22 protein-coding genes are annotated in these 20,156 nt (G+C 61.7%); 10 read left to right on the top strand and 12 right to left on the bottom strand.

Going from position 1 to position 20,156, the window contains the following annotated elements; all coding sequences use genetic code 11:
- Positions 1-900: an ROK family protein gene (locus JOF47_RS01435; protein WP_209995490.1), complete on the top strand. Its 900-nt coding sequence runs from the start codon at positions 1-3 to the stop codon at positions 898-900.
- A gap of 74 nt (positions 901-974) precedes the next feature.
- Here JOF47_RS01435 and JOF47_RS01430 read toward each other — a convergent pair whose 3' ends face one another.
- The gene (locus JOF47_RS01430; protein ID WP_245356207.1) at positions 975-1,517 is read right to left on the bottom strand and encodes a DUF6328 family protein; all 543 of its coding nucleotides are present in this window, start codon (positions 1,515-1,517) and stop codon (positions 975-977) included.
- A 152-nt stretch (positions 1,518-1,669) separates the two neighbouring features.
- On the opposite strand from JOF47_RS01430, the gene JOF47_RS01425 reads away from it, so the two are divergent.
- Both JOF47_RS01425 and JOF47_RS01420 read left to right on the top strand, forming a co-directional pair.
- Positions 1,670-2,875: a MalY/PatB family protein gene (locus JOF47_RS01425; protein WP_209995488.1), complete on the top strand. Its 1,206-nt coding sequence runs from the start codon at positions 1,670-1,672 to the stop codon at positions 2,873-2,875.
- Between the two features lie 652 nt (positions 2,876-3,527).
- Positions 3,528-4,226 (top strand): DUF998 domain-containing protein, encoded by a 699-nt coding sequence (locus tag JOF47_RS01420; protein WP_209995486.1) that lies wholly within the window; start codon positions 3,528-3,530, stop codon positions 4,224-4,226.
- 40 nt (positions 4,227-4,266) lie between these two features.
- On the opposite strand, the gene JOF47_RS01415 is transcribed toward JOF47_RS01420, so the two are convergent.
- The 5 genes from JOF47_RS01415 to JOF47_RS01395 all read right to left on the bottom strand — a co-directional run bounded on the left by JOF47_RS01415 (position 4,267) and on the right by JOF47_RS01395 (position 7,271).
- Positions 4,267-4,944 carry a CE1759 family FMN reductase gene (locus JOF47_RS01415; protein ID WP_209995485.1) on the bottom strand — a complete coding sequence of 226 codons (678 nt, stop codon included), beginning with the start codon at positions 4,942-4,944 and terminating at the stop codon, positions 4,267-4,269.
- A gap of 95 nt (positions 4,945-5,039) precedes the next feature.
- Positions 5,040-5,201, bottom strand: coding sequence for a hypothetical protein (locus JOF47_RS01410; RefSeq protein ID WP_209995484.1), 162 nt, complete (start codon positions 5,199-5,201; stop codon positions 5,040-5,042).
- A 127-nt stretch (positions 5,202-5,328) separates the two neighbouring features.
- Positions 5,329-5,982: a Pr6Pr family membrane protein gene (locus JOF47_RS01405; RefSeq protein ID WP_245356206.1), complete on the bottom strand. Its 654-nt coding sequence runs from the start codon at positions 5,980-5,982 to the stop codon at positions 5,329-5,331.
- A gap of 170 nt (positions 5,983-6,152) precedes the next feature.
- Positions 6,153-6,440 carry a hypothetical protein gene (locus JOF47_RS01400; RefSeq protein ID WP_209995482.1) on the bottom strand — a complete coding sequence of 96 codons (288 nt, stop codon included), beginning with the start codon at positions 6,438-6,440 and terminating at the stop codon, positions 6,153-6,155.
- 654 nt (positions 6,441-7,094) lie between these two features.
- Entirely contained in the window at positions 7,095-7,271 is a 177-nt protein-coding gene (locus tag JOF47_RS01395; RefSeq protein ID WP_209995481.1) for a hypothetical protein, read from the bottom strand.
- Between the two features lie 762 nt (positions 7,272-8,033).
- On the opposite strand from JOF47_RS01395, the gene JOF47_RS01390 reads away from it, so the two are divergent.
- On the top strand, positions 8,034-8,480 hold the full coding sequence (locus tag JOF47_RS01390; RefSeq protein WP_209995480.1) for an SRPBCC family protein: 447 nt from the start codon (positions 8,034-8,036) through the stop codon (positions 8,478-8,480).
- Between the two features lie 23 nt (positions 8,481-8,503).
- Here the strand turns inward: JOF47_RS01390 and JOF47_RS01385 are convergent, their stop codons facing one another.
- The 4 genes from JOF47_RS01385 to JOF47_RS01370 form a co-directional block, all read right to left on the bottom strand.
- Positions 8,504-10,069, bottom strand: a complete 1,566-nt coding sequence (locus tag JOF47_RS01385) for a molybdopterin-dependent oxidoreductase (protein ID WP_209995479.1) — start codon at positions 10,067-10,069, stop codon at positions 8,504-8,506.
- A 124-nt stretch (positions 10,070-10,193) separates the two neighbouring features.
- Entirely contained in the window at positions 10,194-11,036 is an 843-nt protein-coding gene (locus JOF47_RS01380; protein WP_210001298.1) for an anti-sigma factor, read from the bottom strand.
- A complete protein-coding gene (sigK, locus tag JOF47_RS01375; RefSeq protein WP_209995476.1) occupies positions 11,036-11,617 on the bottom strand; it encodes an ECF RNA polymerase sigma factor SigK in 582 nt (193 codons plus the stop codon). Before sigK ends, JOF47_RS01380 begins: the two co-directional genes overlap by 1 nt.
- A gap of 190 nt (positions 11,618-11,807) precedes the next feature.
- Positions 11,808-12,503 (bottom strand): fasciclin domain-containing protein, encoded by a 696-nt coding sequence (locus JOF47_RS01370; RefSeq protein WP_209995475.1) that lies wholly within the window; start codon positions 12,501-12,503, stop codon positions 11,808-11,810.
- An 84-nt stretch (positions 12,504-12,587) separates the two neighbouring features.
- Between JOF47_RS01370 and JOF47_RS01365 the strand changes: the two genes are divergently transcribed.
- From JOF47_RS01365 to JOF47_RS01340, 6 genes are all read left to right on the top strand, one after another.
- Positions 12,588-12,878 (top strand): hypothetical protein, encoded by a 291-nt coding sequence (locus JOF47_RS01365; RefSeq protein WP_209995474.1) that lies wholly within the window; start codon positions 12,588-12,590, stop codon positions 12,876-12,878.
- A gap of 199 nt (positions 12,879-13,077) precedes the next feature.
- Positions 13,078-14,217, top strand: a complete 1,140-nt coding sequence (locus JOF47_RS01360) for a type III polyketide synthase (protein WP_209995473.1) — start codon at positions 13,078-13,080, stop codon at positions 14,215-14,217.
- Between the two features lie 39 nt (positions 14,218-14,256).
- Positions 14,257-14,934 carry a methyltransferase domain-containing protein gene (locus tag JOF47_RS01355; RefSeq protein WP_245356205.1) on the top strand — a complete coding sequence of 226 codons (678 nt, stop codon included), beginning with the start codon at positions 14,257-14,259 and terminating at the stop codon, positions 14,932-14,934.
- A complete protein-coding gene (locus tag JOF47_RS01350) occupies positions 14,865-16,079 on the top strand; it encodes an FAD-dependent oxidoreductase (RefSeq protein ID WP_209995471.1) in 1,215 nt (404 codons plus the stop codon). Before JOF47_RS01355 ends, JOF47_RS01350 begins: the two co-directional genes overlap by 70 nt.
- Before the next feature lie 207 nt (positions 16,080-16,286).
- Positions 16,287-16,775: a cupin domain-containing protein gene (locus tag JOF47_RS01345; protein ID WP_245356204.1), complete on the top strand. Its 489-nt coding sequence runs from the start codon at positions 16,287-16,289 to the stop codon at positions 16,773-16,775.
- 81 nt (positions 16,776-16,856) lie between these two features.
- Positions 16,857-17,618 (top strand): alpha/beta hydrolase, encoded by a 762-nt coding sequence (locus JOF47_RS01340; protein ID WP_209995470.1) that lies wholly within the window; start codon positions 16,857-16,859, stop codon positions 17,616-17,618.
- Positions 17,619-17,816: 198 nt separating this feature from the next.
- On the opposite strand, the gene JOF47_RS01335 is transcribed toward JOF47_RS01340, so the two are convergent.
- On the bottom strand, positions 17,817-18,740 hold the full coding sequence (locus tag JOF47_RS01335; RefSeq protein WP_209995469.1) for an HNH endonuclease family protein: 924 nt from the start codon (positions 18,738-18,740) through the stop codon (positions 17,817-17,819).
- 130 nt (positions 18,741-18,870) lie between these two features.
- The gene (locus JOF47_RS01330; RefSeq protein WP_209995467.1) at positions 18,871-19,470 is read right to left on the bottom strand and encodes a sunset domain-containing protein; all 600 of its coding nucleotides are present in this window, start codon (positions 19,468-19,470) and stop codon (positions 18,871-18,873) included.
- Between the last annotated feature and the right edge of the window lie 686 nt (positions 19,471-20,156).

Below are 20,156 nucleotides of genomic sequence, written 5' to 3'. Positions count from 1 at the left end.
GTGTATCCAAGACTGGGAATTGATATCGGCGGCACCGGCATTTCCGCCGTCGTGCTGGATGTCGATGGAAGCGTCAAGGGCCGGGCCTGCACCGACACGCCCGCCGAGCACGGCGGGGATGCCATGGTGGCGGCCTGCCGCCGGGTGGCAACCCTGGCCACGGAGCGTTCAGGCCTGGTCCCGCGCGTTGCCGGGGTGGGCGCCGCCGGTGTCATCGACGCCGACGGGGTGGTGCTGGCCGCCAGTGATTCGTTCACGGGCTGGGAGGGCTACCCACTGGGCGAGAGGCTCAATGCGAGCCTGTCCATGCCGGTCAGCGTCGGCAACGACGTGGCCGCCTTCGTGCTCGGCGAGCAGCGCTTCGGCGCCGGCCGGGGGCTGGAGAACTTCTTCGGCATCGCCCTGGGAACGGGCGTGGGCGGCGGGCTGGTCCTGAACTCCGACCTGCATACCGGGGAAAACGGGGCCGCGGCGGAAATCGGCCACATCCCCGGCTTCGGCGACCGGTTGTGCACCTGCGGCCGCAAGGGCCACCTGGAGACGATCGCCGCTGGCCGCTCCATCGCCTCGCTTTATGCCCTGGCGACGGGTGACTCCATCAGCACCAAGGACGTGGCCCGGCTGGCCCGGGAGGGCGACGACATCGCCGCGGGGCTGTTTGCCGACGCGGGTGCGGGGCTGGCGAAGGCAGCGCTGATGATATCGGGGATCCTGGATGTCTCGGCGCTCATCATCGGCGGCGGCGTGGCCCATGCGTGGGATCTTTTGCAGCCGGCCATGGACGCCTCCCTGCGCAGGACCCCTCCCATTTCCGGAAACCCCGTCCAGGTTCTCCGGAGCGAACTGGGAACCGACGCTGTGGCCATCGGCGCCTCGCAGTTCGCCGACTCGTTGCTCTAAAACTCAACCAGGCCAGGCATGCCCGGCGGGCGGTGCGACCCTCGAAAAACGAGGATCGCACCGCCCGCCGGTGTTTAACCGGTGCCCGGCACGTCGGTGCCCGGCACGTCGGCGCCCGGCTCGTCGGCGCCCGGTTCGTCGGCGGGATCCGACAGCGAAAGACTGGGTTTGATGATGCGCGGAAGCGCAAACAAAAGGATGAAGACCGCCAGCATGGTGGCACCTCCCACAATCACCCCGCTGACCCACCCGTCAAGCACCTGCACCACAAACCAGACGCAGCCCGCAACCAGAATGCCGACCGAGGGAATGACGATCTTGGAAATTGCATGGCCCATTCGCACGGTGGTGACCTTGACCCGGTGGCCGAACAAGTGCCGGTGGACCGCCACCGGGGTGACGATCAGGACAATCAACAGGGCCGAGAAAACCAGCAAGACCATGTAAAAGACTCGATCGGCGGCATTGAGAATCGTGAATCTTGACTGGAAGGGCAGCACCACCAGAAACGCCGCAAGTATCTGGACTCCGGTCTGCATGACCCGGAGTTCCTGCAGCAGTTCGTTCCAATTCCTGTCCAGCCGCTCTTCAACTGTCTCATTGCGGCCTTGCGTCATGGGATCATCCTCCCGGCGTCCACGAGTTGCACGGTCCAAAATTTCCCGTGTTTGGGTGCTGAGTATCAACCTATCGAAAGCAGCGGACTTATGGGGTCAGAAAAGGGGAAGGATTTGTACCGCTCGGGGTCGAACGAGTCTAAGCTGGCTAAATGACCGCCCACCCATTTGACCTCCTCACCGTTGATCAGCTCCGCCACAACGGGTCATTGAAGTGGACCGAGTACCCGGGAACTTTGGGGGCCTGGGTAGCGGAAATGGATTTTGGAACGGCCCCGGGCATCATCGAGGCAGCGCAGCAAACACTGGCCAGCGGGCTGACCGGATACGCGCCGACTTCCCTGATCCGCGACATGCAGCAGTCCACCTCGCAATGGCTCGATGCCCGCTTCGGCTGGAAGGTCGAAAGCGAACACATTCGACCCATCAACAGCGTTGCGGCAGCCCTTGACGCGGCAATCATGCATTTTTCACCCAAGCGCCGCCCGGACGCCCCGCTGGTGCTGCTCACTCCCGCCTACATGCCGTTCATTTCAGCGGCTTCGCGATTTGGCAGAATTTCCAAGCAGGTCGCCATGCTCCAAACCGAGACCGGGTGGGAGCTGGATTGGACGGCCCTTGAACAAGCCCTGGGCGGCGGGGCGTTGCTTGTCCTGGTGAATCCCCACAATCCCATCGGGAAGGTCTATTCCCGGGAGGAACTGCAACGAATCTCGTTGCTGGTTGAGGCCACCGGATCGCGGGTTTTCTCTGACGAAATCCATGCCCCCTTGGTCTATTCGGGATCCACGCATGTCCCGTACGCATCCATAAGCGCGATCGCCGCCGGCCACTCGATTACTGCTGTCGCCGCGTCAAAGGCCTTCAACCTGCCGGGGCTCAAATGTGCGCAATTGGTCTTGACCAATGATGTTGACCGGACGGTTTGGTCCCGCGTAGGCGACGTCCCCGAACATGCAGCGGCGAATGTGGGGCTGGCTGCCACGACTGCAGCCTATCGAACGGGTTCGGGGTGGCTTGACGGAGTCATCGATTACCTTGATGCCTCGCGAATCTTGCTCGGACGCCTGATCGCCGAACACCTGCCGCAAGTCAAGTACCAGGCGCCGCAAGGAACTTACCTCGCCTGGCTGGATTTTTCGCGCTTGGCGCTGGAACCCAATCCTGCACAATTCTTCCTCACCGAAGCGCAGGTCGCCCTGACCAGCGGGAACGCTTGCGGCAAGGGAGGCAGTGGGTTTGTCAGGCTCAATTTCGCCACACCCGGGCCCGTTTTGGCCGGCATGATCCACCGAATGGGTGCGGCCGTGGATGGGTGCGACAAGTTTGATGCCACCGACCCGGAGTTCGCCAGCTAAAGGCACGTTAGTCAGTAACCCACGGTGTCAGGCTTGGGGCTTTGCCGTTGTGGGCGAAGTTCGGGGCATAGTTGCCAGAGTTTGGGCGCGGTCGCTGGGCCGTGGCGGGATCGAGGCCGTGGCCCTGAGTCCGGCATTGCCACCCCCACGGCGTGCACAACATCGCGACCCAACAAGGGCTTGGCCGTGGTCGTCACTGATTACGAAACCGCCGCGTTCCCGCGGAGACCATCGTCCGCTGGCTTCCCCGGTTCGGCAAAACCGCTTACCAAGGGCGCAGAGGCTGCTGATCTGTGCGGACGGGGGCCATCGGTACCGGATATGCGCCTGGAAATTCGAACTCGACGCAACGTCTTCCCCACCGATACAAGGATCGCCGGCCCCAAAATGGCAGCTCTGCCCATCCCCGCCACGATTTTCATGGCGAATCGAACTAAGTCCGCAAACCCACCAAACCGTCATGACGGCTGTTGTAAATCTGCAGGCCTATACGGAAGCGGTTCTTGAACCGAGGATATGCCTGCCTTCGCAATGATGGCTGAGGTTTCAGTCATCGCATCCGAGTCATCGTTGATGTGCAATCAACTAATTGTGAGGCGTCCAGTATCGGCGCCGCGCGCCGGACGGGACGCCGATATGGAAAGCTAAAGCCATGATGCCGCAGACCCCGGACAATGCCCGACGACGGTTTGCCACCGCAGCCATGGCCGGTGTCGCCATCTACGTCCTTGTCGACGTCGTGCTCCAATTCCTGCCACCACATTACAGCGTGGTCAGCGACGCTGAAAGCAACCTGGCAGTAGGCCCGTTCGGGTGGATCATGAACCTGAACTTTCTCGGCCGGGCCGTCACCACCCTGTGTGCCATCGCCGCCATCAACCGGGTCGGTCCGGTCACCGGGCTCCGGCGGACCGGAGCGGTCCTGATGGCCGCCGGGGGCCTGTGCTCGGCGATCCTGGCATTTTTCCCGACCGATGTTGCTGAAGGTCCCGGCATACCGGCAGCGACGATGGTGGGCATCGTGCATCTCTACGTGGCCGGCTTGGGATTCCTGGCCGCGCTGGCCGGCATTCTCACGCTGACCCGATGGATGCGTTCCAGCACGGAGCTGGCAACGGCCTACCCGGCGGCATTCACTCTCGCGGCCATTACTGCCGTCGGGCTCGCGTCGCTGGGATTAACCGCCGCGATTGGGCCGGATCTGCTGGGGCTCGCCGAGCGGGTCTGCCTCGCCGGGGTGCTCGGCTGGGTGCTGTTGGTGTGCGCGGCCATCAGGAAGTTGCCACTGCAGCCCGGGCCATGGCCTCGATACCGCCGTGGTCCAACGGCCGAGCCTCCCCGTCCAGCGTAAGCCGGCTCTGGTGCTCGTCCAGATGCGACGCGGTGATCGGTTAGGTGGCTTGGATGTTTGCCAGCAGCTGTTCAAACGGCAACGAGCTCATGGCGTCTCGGGGGTTCGCCGTGTCGCTGACGTTTGGGGCAATCGAGCGGGTGTCGCCCAAATCCTGAACCACGGGCAACCCACCTCCATGGGTCATTGCCAACGCCAGTTCGCGCCCGGCAAGCCGTTCACGATCGGCCAAGGCACCAGGCCCCTGGTCCGCGCCCCAGTCTTCCGGCGAGGCAAAAACGCTGGTGGGCATGATTTTGGCGCGCAGGTAGCTGAAGATGGGCCGCATGGCATAGTCGATGACCAAATTGTGGCGGGGGCTTCCGCCTGTGGCAGCCAGGATGACAGGCTTTTCCTCCAGCGACTTCGGGTCGAGCACGTCAATGAAGGACTTGAACAGTCCCGAGACCGAGGCCGTGAAAACGGGAGAAACCATGACAAGTGCACCGGCCGTAACGACAGAATCAATCGCTTCTTGGAGTCGCGGCGGGGCGTAGCCCGTGAGTAGGTTGTTGGTGATGTCGGTGGCGTAGTCGCGGAGCTCGAGGACGGTGACTTCGGCCTGGAAACCCATGGATGCCAGCTCACTGGCAGCCGATTCGGCAAGTTGCCGCCCGAGCAAGCCCGAGGTTGACGGGGTACCGAGGCCGCCGGAAACGACAACAATTGACTGGTTCATGATCTGGGAAATTCCTCTCGAGGATTGAATGCGTTTGCATATAAAACGCAAGGGGGGCGCCATTCATTCCCGCCCATCGCATACAGCTCCAAGCCCTAATCCTCCGCCGGACAATCGCCACCCTCCGCGAACCCCGCGGGCATCGCACAGACGCCTCCGAGGCAGCGCCCGCGGATCGCAGCAACCAGCGCATAGAGCGAGAGAATCCCGGCGCCAAGCGCGGCGACCATCGCCTGCTCCCAAAGGGAAGCTGCCATCGACGCCAGCACCAAGGCAACCGATACCCAGATCACACGCTCACGAACCAAAGCTTCGCCATCCCATCCCCCAGGCCCATTGCCTGAATACCCCTAAGGGTATCCGAATATGGACGGTAGCACGCAACTAGGCCCGGCGCTTCACCCGGGTCAGGCGCAAGATGCCCGCCCCCACCACGCCAATGAGCACACCGATAAGAACTACGTAGAAGGCAACCGACCAGTACCCGTTTGGGCTCGTATGAGGGTTCAAGAAGGGGTAGGGGTACCAAGGATCCCCGGTCCGGGGGTCAAGCACCAACGCCCCCCGGACCAAGGTGTAGCCTGCCCAGAGAATCGGAAAGGTCACAATGCCCCACAGCGTCTTGGAATTCAGCGGACGCTTGCCCGGGGCAATGAGCCAATCAAGCACCATGATGACCGGCGCAACGACATGCAGAATTTCATTGGACCAACCCACCGTGGTGCCCTGCGGCAGTTCGACTCCGCGCAAGAGCAAGTTGTACACGATGCCGGTGGTGGCCATATAGGTGGTGGCCGCGGCACGGAACATCGTCAGTCCGCGGGCTTCCGCGCCGCGGGAAGAAAGCGTAAAGATACCCACAAAAAGGGCCGCGGCGGCTAAGACATTGGCTTCAATCGTGAAGAACGAAAAGAAGTTCTGTACGACGAAACTCACCTCGCCCTTGCCGGACATTTCGTTTCGGATTGTATGCTGCAGCTGCGCCACTATGGCGGCAACGATCGCAATGCTTCCACCAACGCGCAGAAGGTAGGCCAAAGTGCGTCTCATGTGGGGGTTTCCTTTTCTCGATACTCCCCACAGCCTATTCTGCGCACTTCCTGCACCATCGCTGTGACACTTTGGAACAAGCACTTTTCACAGCTTGAACGACCTCGGGGCCGCCTCCTCGTTTTGAGGAAGCGACCCCGATCTTTTCCTGCCGCCAGCTATGGCTCTGGGTGCTTGTGCTCGACATCCCCGAGCCCGAAGGCCGAGGGTCCGCGTATGATGCGGAAAACACCGAGTCCGGCAACCAGGATTCCGACAATGAAGCCGATCCACAGCGGATTGATCGCCCCGTCCATTGTGGAGTTGCTGGTGATGATAAAGATCAGGAAGAGGGCAGCCACGAAGGATCCTCCAATGAGCAATCCATTGGAGCGATGCTTGGGCGGCACCCGCAGCTCAGGCGTTGGTTCTTCCCGGGGTTCCGGGATTTGAGGATTTTGTGTCATGACAGATCATTCCTTTCTGTCCACTAGTCTGAATTCTCCGGCCTGCCGCGCACACGATGCGCAACAGAATTGGCCCGCGGCCGACTGGGTCCCATGGCCAATGATGGCGCATCCGCAACGTGCGCACCGTGGCGCCATGAGGTGAATTGCGCATTCGAATGAATCGAACACATGCTGTTGTGTTCCACGGGTGATGATGAACGTCTTGTCGTATTCATTTCCGCAAACGTCGCAAATTCCCATGAGTTGCCTCCGATAACCACAATAATCCGCGCCACGACGCTGAGTCGGAGTCGATTGCGATTCCCCGATGCGTAGCGGAAATGTCACGAGAATTCGTGGGTTCAATCAGCCGCTGCTCGGTGAAGCCGCCGCTCGGTTGCTTCCGCACCAGCGCTCACCCGGAAGTTGTTCGTTGACACCAGATTTCATATTTGAGGTTCGCTGGCCCGGCATTTTGCTGGCCAACCATCTCCGACGCTACGCCTATCCCCCGGGGCTTGCTAGGGGTATTTTATTGCAGCGGCGCACGCTACGAGCTGGCCAGGTTTCGCAGCAGTTACAACTCGCGAAGTCCATCCGGTTGGCACATGGTGCGTCGACAGAACCACGGAACTGCGGCCCGTCCCTCAGAGTCACATGACAGTCCGTTGATCACCCGGCATCGTACCGGTCCTCTTCCGAGTCCCCGTGGCGATGTTTGATTGAATCGTTGCCCGATCCATCCGGCAAGTCATCCACGTTGCGCGCTGCGGACTTGGGTTTTCCTGCCGATTCACTTGCGACGTCCGCTTCGGCTTCATTGGACCGAGGACCCTTGGTCTCGTTCATGGTGTGCTCCTTGGTTTCACCCGTTGGTGCAACAGGTGCCCCGAAATTTTGGGCTCAAGATTTTTGGGATGCGATGTCGTGCCCCGTACTTTTTGGCTGGAAAAATACTTGGGGCCGATTTCGTCGGAGTTGTACTGCCGAATCCGAGGTTGCGCTCATGGATTCGGCGCGGACAACGGGATCGGGGGCTCCCGCCCTGCGTTCATGGGGATGGGAGCCTACTCGAGATGCTGTCACTTCAATATGACCAACGAGAAGATTCGTTGCCGTTTCGTGCCATGTTGACTTCAATTTCTTGGGTATCCGCCGGATTCTCCGGAGGCGTATTTTAAGCTTAGACCTGTTGCGCCCAAAGCAGTATGAACTACTCGGGCACCGCAACGGCTATCGTCAGTTCGCCACCACGGCCCACATGTACCTTGGCGAATCCGAGGTCGACACGGGTCACGGGCACGGCGGATCCTGCAGCATCTTTCCAACGCCGAATCGCCAACGGCACGTAGCCAGGTGCGGGTGCCAATCTACCGTTGTTCCGCTCTTGTGGCACGGCGTTCACCCCAAAGGATTGCTGGCGCTGGCAGTGATAGCGGCATGCACCGCATGGGGGCCGCATCAAGTACCGCCGCGAACCCGGTTGCCGCCCACGCTTTCATCGAATCCACAGGCCGAATGCGTTCTTGGTAAGACGACGAAACCTCCCGTTCGCAAAGAATTGTTGCCCAATTTGGGCGTATGGGCACAATCCGGGTTTAGCCTTTGGAGATGGAAAAAATCTATGAGTACTACATCAAGACCACGCCCGAGAAGCTCTGGGCGGCCATGACCGATCCGGAGCAAACCTCCATCTACTACTTCGGAAATTCCTACATCACCGACTGGGTGCCGGGTTCCGCATTCACCACGACCAACCCCAACGCGGCGGGACCGCTGGGCGAGGGCACCGTTGTTGAAGCCGAGCCAAACCAAAAGTTGGTCGTGACGATGACTGCGCTGTGGAGCGAGGCCGTGCAGGCCGAGGGCGAAAGCCGCATCTCCTACGAAATCACCCAGTTCGAGGACACGTGCCTGCTGACTGTGACCCACGATCGGTTGAAGGCAGGCGCACACGGTGAGCTATACGGCGGCTGGCCGATGATCCTCTCCGGCATGAAAACCTGGCTGGAAACGGGTGAACGGCTGACCACGCCCGGCTCGTTGATGTACACCTGAGCGACCCCGCCCCGGGCTGGTTGCTACTGCACGGAGAATTGGATCCGTTGCCACCCGCTGGCGCCGTTGGGTGCCGGATTGGCCTTCTCACTGCTTTGCACCACGCCATGGCCGTCGATCGCCCGAACGCTGACAGTGTGGTTTCCCGAGGTCCCGCCGTCCCAGACGTAGCGCCACTGCCGCCAGGTATCAAGGGATGCCTCGGCACCCAGCTCGGCGTCAACCCACGCGCCGTCGTCGATCTGGACCTGCACCCCGGAAATCCCGCGGGTCTGGGCCCAGGCTGTTCCGCCCATGACCACATTGCCCGCCGGGACCTTGGCAAAGGAACGCGGAACGTCCACCCGCGAAGACAACTTGATGGGGCCATGATCCGACCATCCGCGAGTGGTCCAGTAGGCGACCTTGTCTTGGAACCGTGTCACTTCGAGATCGACGACCCATTTGGTGGCCGAAACGTATCCGTAGAGGCCCGGGACGACCATGCGGACAGGGAACCCGTGCTCCAGGGGTAGTGGCTCGTCATTCATGCCGATCGCCAGCAGGGCCATCCGGGCGTCGGTGAGCACCTCCAGCGGCGTGGACGCGCTGAACCCGTCGATTGAGGTTGAAAGCACCATGTCGGCACCGGCCTTGGGGACGGCCCGCTCCAAAATCAACCGAAGCGGATACCCCAACCACTTGGCGTTGCCGATCAGCGGTCCGCCCACCGGGTTCGATACGCAGGTCAGTGTGAGGTAGCTTTCGACCAGGTCTTCCTTGAGCAGTTCCTCAAAGCTGAGCGTGAATTCGTGCTCGACCATCCCGTGGACACGCAGGGACCAGTCGGCCGGGTTGAGGCGGGGAACCGACAGCGCCGTATCGATGCGGTAGAAATCCTTGTTCGGCGTCACGAATGGCGGCATGCCGGCCAGATCGATCTGCACACCTCCCGGCAGGGGCTTCGCCAGCACCTTGGCAGGGGGCAAGCCCAGCGCCGCGCGCGCGGCATCGGCCACGTTTCTGGCCGTGGCCAAGGACTTTCCGATCCCCGCGGCAACCGCCGAACCGACCAAGGCAAGTGCGGTTCCGAGCAGGAAGTTCCTGCGCGAGGCGCCGGACACGGCTCCCGAGTCGCCGTCCGGGCGGTGGGCCCAGGCCGCGGCTGCCAATCGCGTCAACCAGCGCAGCACGATCAGCGAAGCCACGGTTCCCAGGATGATCGGAGTCAGGTCGGCCAGACCGGTGTCCGGGCGGGAAAGCACTGCGCCGCCGATGGCCATCGCCAGAACCACGATGCATCCCGATGCGATGGCGAAACTGCGCTTGGCAATCAACCCAACGATCACGGACGCGACAGCGGCGATCACGCCCATCGAAACGAAAAGCGCCAATTTGTCGTTGGTGCCAAAGGTGGCGATGGCGAAGTCCTTGAGCCACGGCGGAGTCAGGTCAATGAAGACCGCCCCCATCGCCACCAGCGGTGCCGAAGAGGTGGCGAAGAAGGCCGAAGCCAACTGAGCCACCGAAAAAAGCACCGCCGCCGACGCGAAACCCGCGAGCCCGAAGGCTCCCAGGTCACGCAGTCTGCTTGCCGTTCTCTCATTCATGAGTGCACCTGCCCCGTACGTTGTGTTTTGTCTCCACCGGCATATCCAGGGAGCACCAATCACTTCGTATTCGGAACGCTACCACCACCGGATTGGTAGGCGGCCACAAATTCTGTGCCGGAACTCAGAGAGCTTGGACCATGATCGGTTCGGTCGTTGGAGCCGGTGAGCCGGTGGCAGGTTCCACGGTGATGCCGAAGTGCGTGACACCCTCCATCGGGCCGGAAACCATGACCATTCCGTCGGTATTCGTTCCATCGACCATGCCCGCGGATACCGCTCCGGTATCCGAGATCAGCCACAGTTCATATCCCTTGTCGCTGGGCAACGTCGGCAGGCCCTCCGTGGTCACCGCCATCATCCCTTCGGCGGCCGAGTACGCCAGGGTAACCCGGGCTCCGTCATCCATCCGCTGGGTCTTGGACTTCACGTCAGTGGCCGTCAGGATCTTGGTCAATTCGGCCTGCTTGTCGTTCAAGGCGGAAAGCTGCTGCTCGAGCCGTTCCTGCTGCGCATTTTGGTTCACCACCACCCCTGTCAGGACACCGGAGGCGATCAACAGGACACCGGCCGCCAACGCGAACATTCGCTGGCTCGTTTTGCCCGCTGCGGGTGCCGTTGCCGTTGGCTCGTGGCTTTGGGATGGGGGGTTCCCCGGTGCACCTTCGGCAGCCGGTTCGGCGGGCGGCGTTTCCGCGACAGGCTCGGCCGGCTCTCCCGCTTCCGTTTGAACGGGCGGAAGCTGAGGGGTGTTGCGGATGGCGGCCATGATGTTTGCCTTGACCCTGGCCGGAGGTTCCACGGGTTCAGCAGAGAGCCCAAGGAGTGCAGCGGTTTCCTGCAGGGCATCGATTTCGTCGCGGACGGCTTCGGATGCCTCTGCCTGCTGAAGTACTTCGTCGCGCTCCGAATCGCCAAGTGCGTTTAGGGCAAAGCTGCCGGTCAGCTCGTTCTTGTGCTCTTCCATCACGCCACCCCCATCAGGTCTCGAAGTCTGTTCATGCCATCGCGTATTCGCGTTTTTGCGGTCCCCACCGGGATCTTGAGTAATTCGGCCACTTCTATATGTGTGTAGCCGCCGAAATACGCCAGCTGGATGGCGTCGCGCTGTGTTTCACTGAGCCGTTCAAGGGCTTGGAGGACGCGACGACTTTCGTCGTGTTGGATGGCCGTTTCTTCAACGTCATCATAGCTTTCCTGGAATTCCTTGATGCCTTCGCGAAGGTCACGATCCTTGCTGGCCTGGCTTGCCCTAACCCTGTCAACGGCTCTGCGGTGCGCCAAGGTCAACAGCCATGTAATCGCTTTCCCTCTGGCCGCGTCGAAACGGGTTGCTTGCTGCCAGGCCTCCACGAATACCTCTTGCGTCACTTCTTCGCTTTGCGCCTCATCCTTCAAAATGCGTCGAATGAGACCAAAGACCTGGGAAGACAAGCGGTCATAGAGCTCTTCGAAAGCGTTCTCATTGCCCGTGGCGATCTGGAGCATCAAGTCTTCGGGTGTGGGAACTGAAACCTGTTCCGCTTCACCAAGTCGATGTGAGCTCATGTGTTCAAGCGTCTCACGCATTCCGAACCCCACCCACTTTCGGCAGTGGTGCTGCGACTAGAAAAGTCATATCTGTACATCCCCAAGAGATTGGCGGAGATCCGATTCAGGGGGCCGGCGTTTGGCGAGCCTGGCTCGTCGAACGCCAACCCCCTGGATGGCCAATGCGTCGCGATGGCGACCGAGGCAGTTACTTCTTTGCCGGCGGCATCAGCACCGTGTCGATGAGGTAGACGGTTGCATTGGCGGTCTGAACGCCACCGCAAATCACCTTGGCTTCATTGACCATGATGTCGTCACCGCTGCCGGTGACCTTCACGTCCTGGCCTTCGACGGTCTTGTGAGTCCCGTCGATGTCGCTCGGTGCGATCTGGCCGGCGACCACGTGGTAGGTCAGGATGCTGCTGAGGGTTGCGGCATCGGCAACCACCGCGCTGAGGTCCTTTTCCGGGATGGCGGCAAAGGCTTCATCAACCGGGGCAAAAACGGTGAACTCTCCACCATTGAGCGTGTCGACAAGGTCGACCTTGGGATTCAGCTTGCCCGAGACTGCGGCCGTCAGGGTCTTGAGCAGCGGGTTGTTGGAGGCCGCCACGGCCACCGGATCCTTGGCCATTCCAGCCACCGATCCATCGCCGCTGGGAACTGCCTTGGCATATGCTGCGCAGGCGGAACCAACCAAGTTGGCTGCCGGATCCATTGCCGATTCAGTGGCCATCGCGGAGCCGCTAGGCATTGCCGGTGCGCTGGAGGTGGCCATCGGGGCCGAAGGTGCCATGGACTCGGTGGTGGTGCTCCCCGTGCCCGACGAGCAAGCGGTCAGCCCTACCGTGGCAACTGCGATCAATCCGAGTGCTGCAGCAAACTTGCTGTTCATGCGCTTCATGTCATTCTCCTTGCCATGCGGCAGTTCTAGGCCGCCGCGCCTTCCCGACCATGCGGTGCGGGCTGTCATGAAGCATTCGGCGCGGTGCGCAACACGGATTGGAAGAATTCAAAAAATCTTTTCGTAGCGCCAGGTTTTACCGAAAGCATCCAGCGGCACCGGGATCGCACTGCCAGTACACACAGAAAAGTGGAGAAGAGTATTCTCTTCTCCACTTTCTTTTTGCAGTTTCTCCCCTCAACGGGTTCAATGCTTCTTGTTGATGTGGGTTACCTGTTCGGTGTCGGCCTCGGGAGCGTTCTTCGAGCGCTTTTCGGCCCGCCGCTCCTTGATGGTTTTGCCGTGTGGTTTCTTGTGTTCGTGTTTATGTGGTGACTTGTCCGGCATGACATGCCTGCTCTCCATCTGGCTGGGATAGCTGTTGACCGCTGTTGGTCTCCCAAAACGAACGATACGCTTGCCCCTTTGACGGCGCTAGACCTTCCCGGACAGCAAGCTTGCCATGCGTGTTCTTCGTCCGGTGTTCAGGCAATGGCTCTTTACCTCCGACCTGAGCAGACATAGGCTCTGGGACATGTCGGTGATGATGAGAACCATCCAAACAGCAGTACCCCCCACGATCCTGTATCAGGACAAGGCACGCGACGTCTTTGCCTCCCAGCCCGGCTTGACCCGGCTGGGACAGCGGTTGATCGCCACGTCCTTCGATTCGGCCCAGATTTCCACAAGGCACACGGCGGTCAAGGAATTCACCACCGAATCCGTGGCCAAAAACCCGGACTTCTTCGACGCCGATTCGGGGCTTTTGCTCAGTCCCAGCACCAAGGTTCGCAACGAGCTTTTTGCCTCGATCGCGCCGGGGCTCTACATCGAAGCGGCACAGAAGGCGCTTGGTGCATGCCCGGATCTCACTTCCGCCGACGTATCGCATGTCATCACCGTTTCCTGCACTGGTTTCTACAATCCGGGGCCCGACTACCAACTGGTCAGGGCCCTGGGCCTGAGCCCTTCCACCCAGCGATACCACCTTGGTTTCATGGGCTGCTATGCGGCGTTCCCCGCATTGCGTGCTGCCAAGAGCTTCTGCGACGCAGACCCGAACGCCGTGGTGCTGGTGGTGTGCGCCGAGCTCTGTTCCCTGCATGTACGTAGTTCGAATGATCCTGACACCATCATGGGTTCCGCGCTCTTTGCCGACGGGGCCGCAGCCGCCATCGTCACGGCACGCGACCACCATGGGCCGGGAATGCAACTGGACCACTTTGAAACCGTCCTCACCCCCGTCGGCGAAGAGGCAATGGCCTGGAACATCGGGGATGAGGGATTCGAAATGGTCCTGGGCACCTACGTTCCCCACATCATCGACGATCATATTGTCGGAGCGCTGGCCCCGTTGCTTGCCCGGGATGGATCCTTGGATACGACCTATGCCAACATTCCGCACTGGGGAATCCATCCCGGCGGCCGGGCGATCCTGGACCGGGTGCAAAAACGCCTGGAGCTCAGCGAGGAGCAGCTGATGCCGGCGCGCAGGGTGCTCAACGACTATGGCAACATGTCCAGTTCCACCGTGATGTTCGTGCTCAAGGACATCATGGAGGAAAACCTGCCACGTGTGGCCCCGGCCGGCGAGCGCGTGTGTTCCATGGCTTTCGGGCCGGGGCTGACGGTGGAGACTTCGTTGATGACCCTGCTGCCGGGAAGAGCGGGCTGAGCCGCTGCCGTGCAAAGGGCCATCAATGCGGTTGAGGAGATGGACAGGCCGGATTGCGACCCGCTGCTGTTGGAACGGACCTATGCCCAATTCCCCCTGGTGAACAGGTTCGTCTCCGGGTGGCGGCAGGTGTATGTGGCGCTGATCCGGCCGGCGCTTCCGCGCAACCGCACCGGCACCATCCTGGACATCGGCTGCGGCGGCGGGGACATTACCCGGAACTTGTTTCGCTGGGCCACGGCCGACGGGTTTGACGTGAGGGTCGTGGGCATCGACCCGGATGCACGCGCCCACGACTATGCCGTTCGCTCCGCAGCCAAGGCGGGAATCGACCCGACCCTCCTGGAATTCCGTAGGGCCGCCAGCTCCGAGTTGGTGAGCAGGGGGGAACGATTCGACGTAGTGGTCTCCAACCACGTGCTCCATCATCTGGGCCCGGTGGAGTTGGCGGGGGTGTTCGCCGACACCGAACGACTCGCGCGCACCCTGGCCATACACAGCGATATCCGCCGCAGGCGCTCCGCCCTGGTTTTCTTCGGCCTGGCCACCTTGCCGTTGGACCGGTCCTCGTACATTCGCCGCGACGGCCTCACCTCGATCCGCCGCAGCTTCACCGCGGACGAGCTTTCGCGCGTGGTGCGCCCGGAATGGCACGTGTATTCACCCGGCTTGTACCGGAATCTGGCCGTCTGGCATGCACCGGCGGCGCTGCCTTGATCGACGTGCTCATTGTCGGGGGCGGGCCGAGCGGGCTCGCACTTGCGTTGATGCTGCTGAGGTCGGGCTTCGCTGTCCGGGTGCTTGAGGCCCGCAACCAGGTCGGCGGGCATTCGCGTGCCATCGGCATCCATCCACCGGGCCTCGCGGTACTTGACCGGCTCGGCGTCGGCCAGGACCTGGTGGAGCAGGGCATCCGGATATCCCGTGGCGTGGGGATGTCCCGGCGGCGGGTGATTGCGGAACTTGATTTTTCGTCTCTGCCGGTTCTCCATCCATTTGTGCTGTCCCTGCCCCAGGACCGGACGGTTCAGAGGCTAAGGGACCGGTTGTGCGAAGTTGACGGCGAGGCCCTCATGGGCGGCGTGGAGTTTCAGCGCTTCACTTCCCGTCCCGATCACCATCGAGTTTGGGCTTGCAGCGCGGACGGAGAATCGCGGGAACTTGAATGCCGAATTCTCATCGGCGCCGACGGAAGCCACTCACCGCTCAGGGAAGCCGCGGGGATCCGGCGTACCGGACAAACCCATCCCGACCACTACGTCATGGGCGACTATTTCGACTCCACGGGATTTGGTCCGGTCGCCGCGCTTTTCCTGCACCCCGAGGGAATCGTTGAGTCGTTTCCGCTGCCCGGCGGTGTACGCAGATGGGTGGCCCGGGTGGGGAAAGAGGATCGCGGCGATCTCGCCGTCCTCGTGGCTCGGCGCACCGGCCATCGACTGGATCCCGCGAGCAACTCAATGCATAGCCGCTTCCGCACGTCCAGTTACCTGGTGGACCGGATGAACCATGGTCGGATCGTACTCATCGGCGATGCCGCCCATGAGATCAGCCCCATCGGAGGTCAAGGCATGACGCTTGGATTGCTTGATGCCGAAGAACTGGCGCCCTTGCTTGCGTTGGCCGTCAACGGCCGGCTGCCCGGCGAACAATTCAACGGGATCCTTGACCGGTTCTCGTCGCGCCGCATGGCTGCCGCACGAACGGCCGCCCGTCAGGCCCGGATCAACATGGTCCTGGGACGGCCGCTCGGCCCGTCCTTCATTCCCTTGCGCGATGCCCTGGCATCGCGGGCGTTTGCCTCCGAGCGGTTCTCCGCCTCCGTTGCACGGACCTTCACCATGAGCAACACCGCTCGATAGCAATCCCTCCGATTGAACCGGGCTTGTCGGGTACGCGCGCTTTCGGAAACATCTTGTGGCCGGCCGGCGACTTGGCCTTGCGGCGACGCTCGTCTTCAAGCACGACCCAAACCATATGCAGTGAAATTTACGATCGCAATTCCTATTGCAGGCCCGGCGGGTCTTCTGGCAGGCTGGGGCCATCAATGGAACCCACAGCAAGGAGACATGATGGAAATCCAGCAGGGACAGGAAATTATCCTCGGTGATTTGCCCAAGGGCATCACCCTGGCCAGCGAAGCCATGGGAAACAAGACGTGGAACGTGCTCGGGCACACCTACCTCTCCAAGGTGGAAAGCTCTTCAAGCTTTGCGTGGCTGTCCCTGGATCCAGCGGGCACCGGCGTTCCACCGCACGTGCACCCCGCCCAGGACGAACACATCTACATCATGGAAGGCATCTACACGCTCTACCTCGATGGCGAGTGGACAACCGCGGGGCCGGGCGACACCGTGCGCCTGCCCATGGGGCTTCCCCACGCGTACTACAACAAGCATGAAACACCGGCAAAGTCGCTCTTCTGGGTCAGCCCCGCAGGACAGCTCTCCACCCTCTTTGACGAGTTGCATGACCTGACCGATCCCGAGGAAGTTGTCCGCCTCTCGGCACTCCGGGATGTCAATTTCCTGCCGCCGGGTTCCGTCCCCGGAGCCTAGCAGCCCCTACGCCCGGTGGGGAGTTCCGGCCGCAGCTGCGGTTGGCACTCCCCACCGAACATTTCAGCCCAGGAGTCGAAGTTGAACGGCCACACCCTGAACCCGGAGTCCCTGTTCTACGGAACCGATGAAGCGCAGCATCTGTCGCTGTCGTGGCCCGCAAATGTCGCATCCCCGCGCGGCGTCGTGGCGCTGATCCATGGCGGCTACTGGCGCTCGAGCCTGTACGCGTCGCTCATGGAGCCGCTGGCGGCCTCGCTGCTGGAGAACGGATGGGCAGTTGCCAACATCGAGTACCGCCGCGGCGCCTCCGGCCCATGGCCCGCACCCCTGGAAGACTGCCGCCAGGCGCTCAGCCTGGTTGAGGCAGTTGTGCGGGAACGCCGACTTCAGGGCCCGGCCATCAGCATCGGCCATTCGGTCGGCGGCCAGTTGGCCCTTCTCACCGCCGGCCTGGCCGATGCCGTGGTGGCGCTGGCACCCGTCACTGATGCAGAGCGGACCTACAACGAGGCCTTGGGAGAGAACGCCGCCCGGGAGTATTTCGGGACCTCCCCCGCCGAGACACCCGGGATCTACCGGCAGGCATCGGCCGTGCGGCAACTGCCGATCCACACCCCGACACTTCTCATCCACGGGGCCAACGACTCACGCGTACCCATTGGGCATTCGCGGGACTACGTGCATGCGGCGCAGGCGGCCGGCTCGCCGGTATTCCTGCGCGAATACAAGGAACTCAGCCACCTGGAAGACATCGATCCGCTGGCCGCCCACTGGCCGGATGTGCTCGCCTGGATTGCCGGGGTTTCCGCATCCGACGGGGCCAAGAGCGAACAGGCATAGGGTTTGGCGGCGGCCCGTAAAGAATGCTTGGCCGCCGGGGCCTTCCAGCCCTCCGGAAGGAATGCAAGGGGCAGCTTCGGGTGCGTGCCTGCGAATGCGCACCTGCCGGACATATGAACGATCGTCCGGCGGGAAGCTTCCCGACGGACGATCGTTTGGTCTTGCCATGCCCCCGTGAGCAAATTGGGGGTTACCAATTTAGCGCCAGCGCAGGCGTGCTTCCGTGCTGCTTGCCTTGCACGTGTAGGTTTTGCCGTTCTTCTTGCCAATGCCCTTTGCGCCGACATCCGCCTTGGCACAGTACGCGCCGGGAGACACCTGCTTGGCCTGTGACGCATTCGCCGATGGCGCCTTGGCCGGAGCGTTCTTGGTAGTCGATGGCGTCACTGCGGGGGTCTTGCCCGACGGCTTGATCGGCGTGACGGCAGCGGTTTTTTGCGTTGGGCAAGCCTGCAGGACGCGCTTCATGGCGTCCTTCTCCGCCGCGGTGACGGACAGCGCGTACTTCTTCTTTACACCGACCTGCGTGGCTACGTACTGGCAGCGGAAGGCCTTGTTCGTGGGCAGCCATTCGGCAGCATTGTCGTCGCCCTTTGAGCGGTTGGCCGAGGCCTGTGAAGCCATGAGGTTCAAGGGGTCGTTCGCCACAGCAACACGCTGCGCCTGAGTCAATTTTTGCCCGCCGGAGATCCAAACGTTCTTCAGGGCAACCACATGGTCGATATCGACGGAACCGCTGTTGACCTTCCAGTTGATGGTGGTCCCGGTGTAGGAATCCTTCAGGACGCCCGACGCAAGCTGGCAATTCTTGCTGTCCTTGTACTTCACCTTGTACATGTCGCGCGTGAGCGTGTCTTGGCGTTCATCGCACTTGTTGCCGTCGGAGTCTTTCCACCCGTTGCCGAATTTTGCGTTGCGGTCATATCCGGTGGATGCGGCCTTGCCCTTGACGGGTAGCGAGTTCAGGGTGGAGAGTGCGCTCGGCCCGTTGAGCTTCGCGCCGGGCACGACCGTCTTGCTTGCAGCGGAAGCCACGGATCCGGAAACCGCTGGCGTTTTTATGGTGTTTAGGGTGCCTGGATCCGCAACCAGCGAACCGGTCGTGATGAGAACGGACAGCATGAGGTAAGTCAGGAATTTCAAAATGCTCTTTCAGGATGAATCAACAAGGCGCGGTGCCGAAGATCCATCAAAACACGGATGACCCACCACTTGGTCATCGGCCACCCGGATGCCCTGACTTTGAACCCTGTTATTCCATTGAGGCCCGGTAGCCGGCCTTGATGGCATCGGCAGCCGACTTGAAGCACTCTTCCGGGTTCGTGATGTTGTAGTACCGGCCTCCGGGAACATGGTATTTCCACACCAAGTTGCTGCCGGTCCGGTTTCCCTTGATCGGGTATGCGGTCGGGCAACTGTTGCCGTTCGACATGGGCCAGGCACCCTTGCTGGAGGCCCTCTTGACGACCAACGTCTGGGTCTTGGCAGCGGTGAAGGACTTGCTGCCCGCCTTGAATCTCACAGTAGTTGTCACCGCGTAGGTGCCGGCCCTCAACGTGGCAGACGTCCTCTTGTTGACGAGCGTTTTCCTGCCCTGCTTCACGGTCAAGACCTTCGATGTGACCTTGACCCCCTTGGCTGCGCCCACCAATGGCTTGATGGTTGCCAGAGCTGGGCCCTTGACGACTTTGGTCGGAATTCTCTTGATGGAAACGGGAGGAGCCTTCGTGGCCGCAACAACATTGACCGCCGATGGCGGGGCCACTGGTGCGGCCGAAGCCACCGCGACTCCCGACAACGCAATCGACAGCGAAGCAGTGACTGCCATGACCGAACGAGCAAAAGTCTTCATTTTCCCCAATTTCCTGTGCAGTTTCCTAGCACCCAATAAATAGGCTCACAAGGCCTTATCAAACCATATCCACCCGGTCGACGAACAGATGGCCTTGGTGCTCGGTCTGGCCACCGCCAAGGCGAAATCGGCATTCGAAGACTCGACGCAAAGTCCGAACGTTGTCTTTCTATTGCGCCGGCCGGGTTCAGTCACGCGTCTGGCCCGTCATCGCTATGGGCGCCATGCGGCTCATCCCCACTGGGTGTCGGCTGGTCCGTCGGCATGCCGACGCAGGGGTTCGACCCGATCTGCTTCACCAAAAGCGCCCGACACATCGACGTCACACTCATCGCGTAGGCGATTTTCACAGTTGCCGCACACCTGGCAAATGCCTGCGAGCGTTTCGGCGCGGGCAAGCCCGCCAACCTCAGCGAGCACTTCCACGAGCTCCGGCACCAGGAACACGGCTTCAACACCTCGGGTCATCTAAAAGGGAACCGACTAGTCGCCCTTCGACAAAGCGCGGCATCGCCGTGGGAGCACTTGCGCACCGCTGATCGGGCGCTATAGGCCAGGCCGCTGAACTCCGAGCCGCCATGCGAACCGCGGAACCGTCGGCACCGGGCCCACAGCCTCCACGGCATGGAATCCTCAGCTGCAAAGGATGAATGAAAAGATCCAGGGGTAGGTAGGGAATCCCCTGC

Source organism: Paeniglutamicibacter kerguelensis (assembly GCF_017876535.1).
Classification (GTDB): Bacteria; Actinomycetota; Actinomycetes; order Actinomycetales; family Micrococcaceae; genus Paeniglutamicibacter; species Paeniglutamicibacter kerguelensis.
The sequence above is the reverse complement of the archived record's forward strand: the minus strand, read 5'-3'. Positions and strand labels throughout refer to the sequence as shown.

Excerpts from the sequence above, each read along its gene's own strand:
- JOF47_RS01430 (WP_245356207.1), bottom strand. The coding sequence starts at position 1,517 with ATGACGCAAGGCCGCAATGAGACAGTTGAAGAGCGGCTGGACAGGAAT.
- JOF47_RS01425 (WP_209995488.1), top strand. The coding sequence starts at position 1,670 with ATGACCGCCCACCCATTTGACCTCCTCACCGTTGATCAGCTCCGCCAC.
- JOF47_RS01420 (WP_209995486.1), top strand. The coding sequence starts at position 3,528 with ATGATGCCGCAGACCCCGGACAATGCCCGACGACGGTTTGCCACCGCA.
- JOF47_RS01415 (WP_209995485.1), bottom strand. The coding sequence starts at position 4,944 with ATGAACCAGTCAATTGTTGTCGTTTCCGGCGGCCTCGGTACCCCGTCA.
- JOF47_RS01410 (WP_209995484.1), bottom strand. The coding sequence starts at position 5,201 with ATGGCAGCTTCCCTTTGGGAGCAGGCGATGGTCGCCGCGCTTGGCGCC.
- JOF47_RS01400 (WP_209995482.1), bottom strand. The coding sequence starts at position 6,440 with ATGACACAAAATCCTCAAATCCCGGAACCCCGGGAAGAACCAACGCCT.
- JOF47_RS01395 (WP_209995481.1), bottom strand. The coding sequence starts at position 7,271 with ATGAACGAGACCAAGGGTCCTCGGTCCAATGAAGCCGAAGCGGACGTC.
- JOF47_RS01390 (WP_209995480.1), top strand. The coding sequence starts at position 8,034 with ATGGAAAAAATCTATGAGTACTACATCAAGACCACGCCCGAGAAGCTC.
- JOF47_RS01385 (WP_209995479.1), bottom strand. The coding sequence starts at position 10,069 with ATGAATGAGAGAACGGCAAGCAGACTGCGTGACCTGGGAGCCTTCGGG.
- JOF47_RS01380 (WP_210001298.1), bottom strand. The coding sequence starts at position 11,036 with ATGGAAGAGCACAAGAACGAGCTGACCGGCAGCTTTGCCCTAAACGCA.
- sigK (WP_209995476.1), bottom strand. The coding sequence starts at position 11,617 with ATGAGCTCACATCGACTTGGTGAAGCGGAACAGGTTTCAGTTCCCACA.
- JOF47_RS01370 (WP_209995475.1), bottom strand. The coding sequence starts at position 12,503 with ATGAAGCGCATGAACAGCAAGTTTGCTGCAGCACTCGGATTGATCGCA.
- JOF47_RS01360 (WP_209995473.1), top strand. The coding sequence starts at position 13,078 with ATGTCGGTGATGATGAGAACCATCCAAACAGCAGTACCCCCCACGATC.
- JOF47_RS01355 (WP_245356205.1), top strand. The coding sequence starts at position 14,257 with ATGGACAGGCCGGATTGCGACCCGCTGCTGTTGGAACGGACCTATGCC.
- JOF47_RS01350 (WP_209995471.1), top strand. The coding sequence starts at position 14,865 with ATGGCACGTGTATTCACCCGGCTTGTACCGGAATCTGGCCGTCTGGCA.
- JOF47_RS01345 (WP_245356204.1), top strand. The coding sequence starts at position 16,287 with ATGATGGAAATCCAGCAGGGACAGGAAATTATCCTCGGTGATTTGCCC.
- JOF47_RS01335 (WP_209995469.1), bottom strand. The coding sequence starts at position 18,740 with ATGCTGTCCGTTCTCATCACGACCGGTTCGCTGGTTGCGGATCCAGGC.
- JOF47_RS01330 (WP_209995467.1), bottom strand. The coding sequence starts at position 19,470 with ATGAAGACTTTTGCTCGTTCGGTCATGGCAGTCACTGCTTCGCTGTCG.